Annotated in this window: 3 protein-coding genes; all 3 read left to right on the top strand. The window is 61.2% G+C overall.

What is annotated here, in order from left to right; all coding sequences use genetic code 11:
• Positions 1 to 1,017: efflux RND transporter periplasmic adaptor subunit (locus NV64_RS16505; protein ID WP_233209012.1), on the top strand; the 1,017-nt coding region annotated here is incomplete at its 5' end.
• A 3-nt stretch (positions 1,018 to 1,020) separates the two neighbouring features.
• On the top strand, positions 1,021 to 3,123 hold the full coding sequence (locus NV64_RS16500; protein WP_199177681.1) for an HlyD family efflux transporter periplasmic adaptor subunit: 2,103 nt from the start codon (positions 1,021 to 1,023) through the stop codon (positions 3,121 to 3,123).
• 526 nt (positions 3,124 to 3,649) lie between these two features.
• A partial coding sequence (locus NV64_RS16495; protein ID WP_146005508.1) for an RHS repeat domain-containing protein occupies positions 3,650 to 10,850 on the top strand: 7,201 nt, incomplete at its 3' end.

Raw genomic sequence — 10,850 nt, 5'->3', positions numbered from 1 at the left:
GCGGCCAGCCGTGACGACTGGCAGGCGCTGTCGGCGGCGGAAGCGCTGTGGCTGCCGCTGAAAGGGCGCGACGGTGGCGTGTTCGGCGGCGTCTGGCTGGCACGCGATCGCCCCTGGCAACCGGCCGAATGCCTGCTGGGCGAACAGCTGGCCGGGGCCTGGAGCCACGCCTGGCTGGCGCTGGAGCCGCGTAAAATCTGGCAACCTCAGCGCTTACGCCGGAAAGCGATCGTCGCGGTGGTGCTGGCGGCGCTGGCCCTGCTGTTCCCGGTGCGCCAGACGGTGCTCGCCCCGGCGGAAGTGGTACCGCTTGGCGGCCGGGTGGTCACCGCGCCGCTGGACGGCGTAATCGCGGAATTTATGGTTAAACCCAACCAGCCGGTGAAGAAAGACCAGCTGCTGGTACGCTTCGACAACACCGTGCAGAAAGCGCAGGCCGATGTTGCCGCCCGCGCCCTTGGCGTGGCCGAAGCTGAACTGCATACCGGTTCCCAGCGTGCCTTCCAGGACGCCGAATCGAAATCACGGCTTGATCTGCTGGCGGCCACAGTGGCGCAGAAGCGCGCCGAGCTGGCCTACGCGCAGGATCTGCTACAGCGCAGTGAAGTCCGTGCCGAACGCGACGGCATTGCCGTGTTTGCTGATGCCGACCGCATGACCGGCAAACCGCTGCGCACCGGTGAACGGCTGATGGAACTGGCCGATCCGGCGCAGTCAGAGCTGAAAATTGAACTCGACGTGGGGGATGCGATTGAATTCCCGGCGCAGGCGGCGGTGGCGCTGTTCCCGGACAGCGACCCGCTGACGCGCTACGATGCCCGGCTGGAACGGGTAGCCTATGAAGCTGCACAGACACCCGGCGGTGGGCTGGCCTACCGGCTGGACGCCCGCTTTACCGATCGTGCCCCGCGCATCGGCCTGCGTGGCACCGCGCGGGTCAGCGGTGAGAAGGTGGCGCTGGGCGTTTATCTGTTCCGTCGCCCGCTGGCGGCGCTGCGTAAAACGCTGGGAGTGTAAGCGATGGCCCTGTTACCGGCGCTGCGCGACGACCTGCAGCTGACCCCGGCCGCCCCGGCGCTGGACGGCGCGCCGCAGTGGACGCTTGCCGATGCCCTCAGCGGCCAGTATTTCAAACTCAACGTCACCGCGCTGCGCCTGCTGCGTCACTGGCGGCTGGGCGACAGCGATCGGGTGCTGGTGGCCGCCAACCGCGAAGCCGGGCTGCCGCTGGGCCAGGACGATCTCGACGAGCTGCTGCGCTTTCTGCGCAGCCACGACCTGATCGCCGCCAGCGATGCCGAACAGCGCGGCAGCTACGCGATGAAAGCGGCGATGCGCAAACAGAGCCTGCTGAAACGGGCGCTGCACCAGTACCTGTTCTTCCGCATTCCGCTGTGGCGGCCGGACCGCTTTCTCAACCGCAGCTGGCCGTTGCTGCAGCGACACGGTGTCTGGCTGCTGGCCGGGCTGATGCCGCTGATGCTGCTCAGCGGGCTGTTCCTGGTCAGCCGTGACTGGCCGCGCTACACCCACTCTTTCTCCTGGCTGTTCAGCCTGACCGGGGCCGCCACCTTCGGGGTGGCGCTGGTGTTCGCCAAATTTATTCACGAGCTGGGCCATGCGTATATGGCCAAACGCGCCGGCTGCCGGGTGCGCAGTATGGGCGTGGCCTTTATCGTCATGTTTCCGATGTTCTACACCGACGTCAGCGACGCCTGGCGGGTGCAGAGCCACCGCACGCGGCTGCTGATCGGCGCGGGAGGCATTCTGGCGGAGCTGCTGCTGGCGGTGGTCGCCCTGCTGGCCTGGTCGCTGCTGCCGGACGGCCCGCTGCACACCGCCGCGTTTCTGCTCTCCAGCGCCACCTGGGTCACCACCGTGCTGGTCAATATCAACCCGCTGATGCGCTTTGACGGCTACTTTATGCTCAGCGACCTGCTGCGGGTGGATAACCTGCAGGGGCGCGCCTTTGCGCTGTGCCGCTGGCACCTGCGCGAGCGGCTGTTTGGCTACGGCGAGCAGCCGCCGGAGCGCTGGTCGCCGCGCATGTCACGCCGCCTGCTGACATGGGGTTACGCCTCCTGGCTGTGGCGTTTTTTCCTGTTTATGGGCATTGCGCTGACCGTTTATCACTACTTTTTCAAGGTGCTGGGGATCTTTCTGATGATGGTTGAAGTGGCCTGGTTTATTGGCCTGCCGGTGATAAAAGAGGTGCGCCACTGGTGGCAGCAGCGCCAGTTCAGCCAGCGTGGCAACCTGCTGCGCAGCGGGCTGGTGACCGCGGCGCTGCTGCTGGTGCTGTTTGTACCGTGGAAAAGCCAGGTGACCCTGCCGGCGGTGCTGGAAGCGGAGAAGGTCAGCACTCTGTACGCCCCGGTAGCGTCACAACTGTTGCGGCTGCACGTGCAGAACAACCAGCCGGTGCAGGCCGGGCAGCTGCTGCTGGAGCTGGCTTCGCCGGATCTGGAGGCGCAGCTGACCATTGCCCGCCAGCATATCGCCATTCTGCAGCTGCAGCTGAAACGCCAGGCGGCACGCCAGGACACGGTAGCCGACGCACTGGTGCTGCAACAGGAGCTGGCCGAGTCGCTGGCGCAGTATCGCGGGCTGGCCGCGCAGCAGCAGCGGCTGCAGATCCGCGCCACGGCAGATGGCCAGGTGCGCGACCTGGCGAATGACCTGACTGCCGGACGCTGGCTGGCGGCCGATCTGCCCCTTCTGCGGGTGGTCAGCCAGCAGACCGCGCGGCTGCGCGGTTACCTGCCGGAAGAGCAGCTTAACCGGCTGGCAACGGGTGAAACCGGCCGCTTTATTGCCGACGATGCGGGGCGGGCGGCCATCAGCGTGCGGCTGACGGCGATCGCCCCGACCGGGGCATCCGTCCTCGATCGCGAAACGCTGGCCTCGGATCGCGGCGGCCCGATCGCGGTACGGCGTGACGACCAGAGCCGCCCGCGCCCGGTTCAGGCGTGGTACAGCGTTGAGATGGAGCCGGAGCCGGGCAGCGCGGTGGTACAGCAACCGCTGCGCGGCGTGGTGCTGATTAACGGCCAGGCCGAGTCACTGTTCAGCAGCCTGTGGCGGCGGCTGGCCGCGCTGGGATTACGGGAGAGCGGGTTCTGACCGCCGGGGGGATCACCACCGGGTGATCCCCCCATTATCGTGCCGTATACCGGCCACCACGGTGCATAGCAGACTCCGGTATCGCGCTGCCCGGTACACACTCTGCCAGCTGTGCGTACGCTGACCCCGGCAGCGGCAGTCAGTGAGACAGACAGCATAAGCAGTCGTTAAACTTTACGATATTATGCTGCCTCATTTACCTTTTCTGTACATTTTTACCCTGTCATCACTCAAATCCCCCCTGCATTGTACATTCACTGGTTTATTAGCTTTGTTTTTCTCTCTGAATGTTTATTTTTTCTTGATAATTAGCATTTTTACTATTTATTTTTTTTAATACTTGTTTTTGATGTTACGACTGAGCTAGATTCATTTCTGTCTTTTTTTTAATCATCTCCTGATATTCCCCAGCGGCTGCCTGCGCAGCCGGCAGGGCGGCTTTGCGTCAAAAATATAACTATCGCGACAGACACCGCCTGGTTTTCTGGCAGAGGCGTGTGCCTGCCAGCCTGAGAGGAAGACTCTGATGACTACACAGCAGACCAGTAATCAGCCTGTTATCAATGGGTTGCAGATGGATGGCGGTAATCCTGGCGATATCGACTCCAGCGTTAATTTATTCAGAGGGGACGTGAATTTCCCGCTGAATATCCTGTCACTGAATGGCCGTAATGGTCTGAAAGTGGATGTGAATATCTTTTATCAAAGTAACATCCACAACCAGGTGACCCGCTGGAATCAGTCCGCCCCAACCGATCTGCTGGGGGTGGGCTGGAGCCTGGCGTTTGACCGGATTGTGGTGGATGGCGGCACCACCGGTGCGCCGGAAGATAACAGCTACTATCTGATCGTCGACGGGGCCACCGTGGCGCTTTACCGTACCGGCTACAGCAGCGTCAATGGGCTGCCGGTGTTGACGTTCCAGTCCCGTGAGTTTGCCTTCTGGACCATCCGTTATCACCCGCGCAGCGACAGCCCGGAGCAGGAGTACTGGGAGATCGTCAAAGATAACGGCGAACGTCTCACCTTCGGCCTGCACGGTATTCAGTGGGGAGTGAAGTGGAAAAACTGGATTGGAGCCACCACCGATACCAGCGGCACGCGTTTTCCGCAGGCGTGGAACCTGGTCAGAATTGATAACAGCTGGAACGATTACATTACCTTCGCTTATCAAAATGACGATCTGCCGCTGGGTAATAACCCGGCGACCTGTTACACACGTGCCTGTCACATTACCCGCATCAGTGACGCCTCAGGACGCTCGGTAGCGTTTAACTATCAGCAAAAATCGCCGGCTGAGATCCAGCTTCCTCATGTGGCACCGGGCGCGGTGAATGCCTGGCAGTTCAGATATGAAACGCGCTACCTCGACAGCATTGTGGTCAGTAACGCCAGCCAGCAAACGCTGTTCACCACCGAATTCAGCTATGCGCTGCTCAACGTCAGCGCACAACCGCAAAACGATCGTTTCAGCAAACGCTATCTGACGGCAATCCGCCAGTCTAATTATGCCGGTGCCGCACTGCCCGGTATTGAGTTTGATTACTGGCAGGAGGCTGGGGCGGCCAATCCCGGCGCACTGAAAAGCATCACCCGCCCGTATGGCGGCGTGGTCAGCTACGACTACAGCGTCCTCACGCTGGCCAGTTCCTCCACCCGGGCCACGCTCAAATCTCCCGGTAACGGCTATACACCGCGAGTCTGGCCGGGTAACGATTTCACGGTGGTCGGCTGGTATAACGAAGGGTTGAACAAGGCGATCTTTTCCGTCTGGAGCTGGGGAGGGAGCTGGCAAAGCTGGCAATCTGATGCGCTGAGTAACCTGAATATTGAACAGCTGCAGATCACCACCGGGCGTGATTTTTTTGTCGTCTGGTTCCGCGATCTCAACCTGCAACGTTACCGCGTGTTGCTGTACAAGCAGAGCCCGTGGCGTGCCGGTGAGTGGCAGATGACCGAAGTCAAACTGGATAACGGCTTTAAGACGCTGAGCCTGTGTACCGGGGATAATTTTGTTGCCCTCCATGCTTCAGACGCCACCCAACTGATTATCAGACAGTGGGACGGCCTTTCCCGCCAGTGGTTAGAAAACCGCATCAACACCGGCAGCTACGATCGGGTGGCACTCTGTGGTGTTAACAACGTCTGCCTGGCGGCTTTTTACGATCAGAGCCGACAGTCCCTGACCCTGCGCTCGTTTTATGGCGATCAGCTGCGTCAGTGGCATGCAGCCGGACAGCAGCAGTATAACGTGCCTATCGACTGGAGCCTGACCCGGCCCGAATCGTTCTGGAGCATCGCGCCGGGTGGCGCGGTGGCGACCTATATCAAGACGGTCGATGAGAACACGGCGAGTTATGATTTTATGATGGTGCGCTGGCGGGAAGATTATCAGTTCCAGCCCGCCAGTATCTATGCCTACCAGCAGGACAAAAGCCTCGGCAACCCGATTGGCTATAGCATCAGCACCGACACCGTGTTTGGCAACGGTGCCCATGTGTTCCGTTTCAGCGGGCAGAAATGGAACGATAACCGGGTGCTTGACCCCAAAAATGGCAATGATTATCGCTACGCTTACGGCTCTGACCTGGCGCTGGCGGTGGAGAAGAGCGGCAGCACGGCCTTTGTCAGTTCGCGGATCTTCGACCCTTATCAGCAACAGTGGACCAACGGCCCGATCGCCTTTAATGCGGGCGGCACCGGCAGCCTGGTGTCACCGTCGATTTCCGGCGATATCTGTATCGTAAAAAAACGTATTTATGGCAAAGATGCCCGTGGTCAGTGGCAGCTGGTGACCACCCTGCCGGATAACGTTGATGAGCGGACAATTCAGAACCGCAGCCCGGACTATATCGCCTGGCAGCTGCAGAATGACAGCAGTACCTGGGTGCTGTTCCTGCAGGATGGGCAGATTGCTGCACCGGCGGTCAAGCTGCTTAATCACAAAATCTTTGTGCCTGACGGAGGCAGCGGCACCGTTCTGGCGGGCGGTAACGCCTTTATCACCTACCAGAGCGATGAGTTTTCCCGCGCGGGTGAACTGTTTCTGCACCGGGTGATTAACCAGTCTGTCGATCGGCAGCAGGTCAGCCGTTCGGTGAGCCGGGCGGTACTGAATAGCGGTTATCAGACCGTCACCTCCCACTATGAGTATGACCTGCAAACGGCGACCTGTGACCCGCAGGGAGGGGTGGCTCAGTATGCGCGTGTGAAAAGCGGGCGCAGCGACCCTGCCAGTCGCCTGGGCGTGACGGAGAATATTTTCTTTAACGGCCTCAGTCCGGCCGTCGCCGGGGTGAACTACCCGGAAAGCGATGACTTTACCAACGTGAAGGACTACTTCAGCCTGTTCAAGGGGCGCCTGTTCCAGTCGATCTCTCGTGATGCTCAGGGGCAGAAAGTGGCGCAGACCAGCCACTCTCTCTATGCCTGGGATCGGACACCCGCCGGTCAGAACATTTACGGGGTCTACGTTCGCCTGCGTAAAAAGGTGGAAACGGCATGGCTGGCCGCCTTCAGCGTAGAGAGCAGCTTCGCTGCTGTTCTCGACCAGGGCAAGGCCGATACCGGGCTGAGCGCGGCATTCAACGCCGCGGGTTTCAGCCTGGCGGCAGGCAGCCCGATAACCACGCTGATCGCCGGGCGCTGCTGGAGCATTGAAAATGCGGCGGATCGGCAACGTTATACCCTTAACGCTGACGACAGCGCCATCCAGGTGAATGCCGCTGTCGACAGTGTGGTAGAGAGTGACTTCAACGCACTGGGGCAGCTGGCCAACACCACCACCCGGTCCTTTAATGGCGAGGGTGAAGAAGAAGTGAAGGTGAACACCACCCGCTATGCCTGGGAGTTTTACCCGGCTATTCAGGCGCTGAATCTGTTACAACTGTGGGCGCTAAAACAGACCTTCAACCAGAGCGCACAGGCGGTAACGGCACTGTCGGTCAGGACCTGGAACCGGCAGTGGGCCGCCGGCGATCTGTGGGTGGCGAATAAAGAGTACAGCTGGGACGGTACTCCGGGCACGGAGGTGTTTGATTTCGCCAGCTGGTCCGGAGATAACGAACCGCCAGCCGGCTGGCTGAAGACCACCGAAACCCATGACGTCACCGCCAACGGACTGGCCACGGACATCACCCGTCTGGACGGCCTGCGCGCCAGAACGTTATATGACCGGGCCGGTGAACAGCCGGTGGCGCTGTTCTCGCTACCGGCAAACCAGGCTCCGGCGGTCAGCTATTACGGTTTTGAAACCTATGAAGAGAGCGGCCCGTGGCAGATGAGTGATGACTCGCCACTGGCTGCGCATTTCTGCACTGACGACAGCTATACCGGTGCTCACAGCCTGCAACTGGCCGGGGGGGAGAATGCCGCCGGGTTGCAGGCCGATTTTGACCTGGCCGCGTCAGCAGAGACGTGGCTGTTAAGCGGCTGGTTTAAACCGCTCACCTCTGTTGACGCCGTGTTCAGCGGCCAGCTGCTGCTGACGGCCCGCAGCGGCAGCAGCGTTAAACAGCTGACCGTTAGCCTGCCCGGCAACGGTGGCTGGTTCGCGTTGCAGCAGAGGGTGCGCGCCGCCGATTTTTCACTGACGGCCATCGACACGCTGACCGTGCGGCTGGTGGTTCCCGTGTCGCAACAGACGCTGTTGGTTGATCATCTGGCGCTGGCACCGCTGGCGGGCGCAGATAAATTTTCAGCGGCGGTTTATGACCAGCGCACCCGCGAACGCACTACCGCGCTGGATATGCTCGGGCGGGTCGGGCGCACGGTTTACGACCGCTGGCAGCGGGTGGTGGCGGAAATTGGCCATAACGATACGCCGGTGCGCTTCAGCGGCGAAGATCTGTGGCGTCTGCGTAGCAGTACCTTTGATCCGGCGGCTCCGAACAGCACCCTGAGCCAGCTGTTCCAGGGCGGGGGGGTGTTTAATAACTTCCGCCAGGGTAATGACTGGCAGGCGCACTGGCAGGCACAAGGGCAGTGGCTGCTGAATGAGCAGGGGTTATGCCACAGTGATGGCGGCACCGCTTCACTGACCCTCAGGCAGCGTGCGGATGACCAGACATTCTCCCTGCGGCTGCTGCTGGATGCCGGGGTCAGTGTCAGCACGCCGCTGGCGTTTAGTATTGGTGATAATCTGCATATTCAGGGGCAGAATGGCGTATGGCAGGTTATGGATGGTCAGCAACGGCCGCTGGCCCGTGGCACGCAGACGTTGCCCGATGCCGCCGATCTCTGGTTAAGCCTGACAGAGTTCGGCTTGCTGCTGCTGGTCAACGGCGAGGTCGTGTTGCGTGTGCCGCTGACGGGCACGGTGGCGGGTGCCGTCACGTTCACCACCCGGGGCAACCTGACCCTGACCTCGGCGATGGCGGGTCAGGCACCGCAAACCAACGCCAGCTACCTCGATAATGCAAAACGTCTGCTGCAAAGCCAGAGCCTGCAGCAGGAGGGGCTGGTGGTCGGCCAGCGGATCTATGATGCGCTGGGGCGGGAAGCGGTGATCACCCGCAATGCCCTGTTTAACGGTGAACTGCCTGGCTGGCGTTCCGGCTTTGTCAGCGGGTTCGACTGGGATTCCGGCATTCTGCAGGGGGAGCTGGCGACCTGCTACCCGCAGGATCAGGGCTACCCTTACAGCCGCACCACCTTTGATACCACCCCGATGTCGCGGATAAGGCTGACCGGCAAACCGGGGCGGCAGTACGCGATAACCGGGCAGTCGGATCAGCATGTGCTGGTCACGACTTATGCCACCAACACCGCCAGTGAGCTGCTGAGCCATTTACCGGCGGGGCACTATCCGCTGAGCCTGGCGACCGATCCCGATCGGCTGCCCGTGCGCCAGATCAGTGATAAAACTGGCCGGGTGGTGGCGCGCATTGACGGTGACGCCAGCAGCGGAGCCGGTCACTTTGCGCTGACCCGTTACTATTACGATGCGGCAGGCAACCTGGTGCGCACCGAACTGCCCAACTACTTTATGGCGGATCTGCCCGGGGCGGAAAAATTTGTGCAGCTACAGCAGTATGATTTTCTCGGGCGGCTGACGCAGAAACAGCAGCCGGATACGGCTGCGCCCACGCGTTATATCTACGACCGCGGCAACCGGATCCGTTTTATGCAGGATGCCAGCGGCGTAAGCGAACACTTTCTGCTGTACTGGGTTTACGATGCTCTGGGCCGGGTGACGGAAGAGGGGAGCTGCGATGCGGACTGGGATGCCGCCACGCTACAGGCCCATGCCGATCGGCCTGACTGGCTGCCGGCAGCGGGCTTATGGCGCACCCGGCGGGTCTATGACGGTGACGGCAGCAGCGCCGGCGCGATCGGTAAGCTGGTTTCTGTTTCGACCAGCAGCCAGGGCACCACGCCGCAGGCCGATGTGGTGGAAACCTTCACCTACGACGACCGCGGGCGTACCGCGACGAAAACGTTGCAGGTGCCCGCCTTCGACGCACAGACGCGCATCAGTCAGTATGAGTATGACAATCTCGGCAACCGCACCGCCACCCGTTATGGCGAGCAGAACGCCACACAGATCCGGCTCGGTTATCAGTTTGACAGCAGCGGCAGATTGTCCGCGCTGTCGCGAACCGCAGAGGATAGCCCGGCACAGCTGCTGGCTCGCTACCGCTACAATGCCCGCGGTGCGCTGGAAGAGAAAAGCATCCTCCCTGACAGCGACGGCGCACTGACCCGCCATTACAGTTACAACTCGCCGGGCTGGCTGACCGGCATTAATGATGACTGTTTTAGCGAAACCCTGAGCTACGAGCAGGGCTACCAGGGGGCGGAGTACTACAGCGGCAGAATTGCCTGCATTCGCTCGCAGTTCCTGACGCCGATCCCCGGGGAAGGCTTTAGCGGCGATTATCAGTATCAGTACCAGTATGACCTGCTGGGCCGCCTCACCGTGGCGGCCAACAGCGCTGAAGAAGCGTACAGCCTCGGTTCCTCTGCGCCGCTGGCTTACGATGCCAACAACAATATCACCGCGTTGCAGCGCGGTGATCGGCAACGTGAATATCAGTTCTACCCGGGCACCAACCAACTGCTAAACACCGCCGGCGATAATCAGCAGCAGTATGCGTGGAATGCCAGCGGCAACCTGGTACAGGCGCTGCCGCGCGGTATTCAGGCGATTGATTACGATCGCCACAGTCAGCAGGCGCTGACGGTGCACGCGGCTGAACCCTGGCGCTATCAGTATGACAGCCGTCGCCAGCGGGTGCTCAAATCAGGTGCCACGCGGCAAACGCTCTACTGGCTGGATATCAGTGGTGCGCTGCTGGCGGTACTGGAGAAAGAGAACGACCGACCGCAACAAACCGACTACGTGCAGGACCCGCAGGGGATCCTGCTGTTCTTCCGCCAGTCCGCCACCTATACCGTGTTGGGCGATCACAGCGGCTCCACCCGTTTAATTCTTAACGGCCGCCAGCCGGTTGCCGCCTACAACTACCTGCCGTTTGGCAGCCTGCTCGGTGCAGCCTGGGAACCGCAGGGCAGGCTGATACCCTACCTGTTTACCGGCCAGGAGTTCGACGCTGAGCTGGGGCTGTACCTGTTTAAAATCCGCTTTTATGACAGCGACCTCGGGCGCTTCTACAGCACCGATCCGGCCGCTGAATTCGCCAGCCCGTACACCTATGCCGGTAACGATCCGATCTACTTTGTCGATCCGAGCGGGCAGTTTTCCATCGGCTCGTTCTTTGCCATTC

Source organism: Erwinia sp. B116 (genome assembly GCF_002865965.1).
Classification (GTDB): Bacteria; Pseudomonadota; Gammaproteobacteria; order Enterobacterales; family Enterobacteriaceae; genus Erwinia.
Note: the sequence above shows the minus strand (reverse complement) of the source record. Positions and strands in the feature narration are given on the sequence as shown.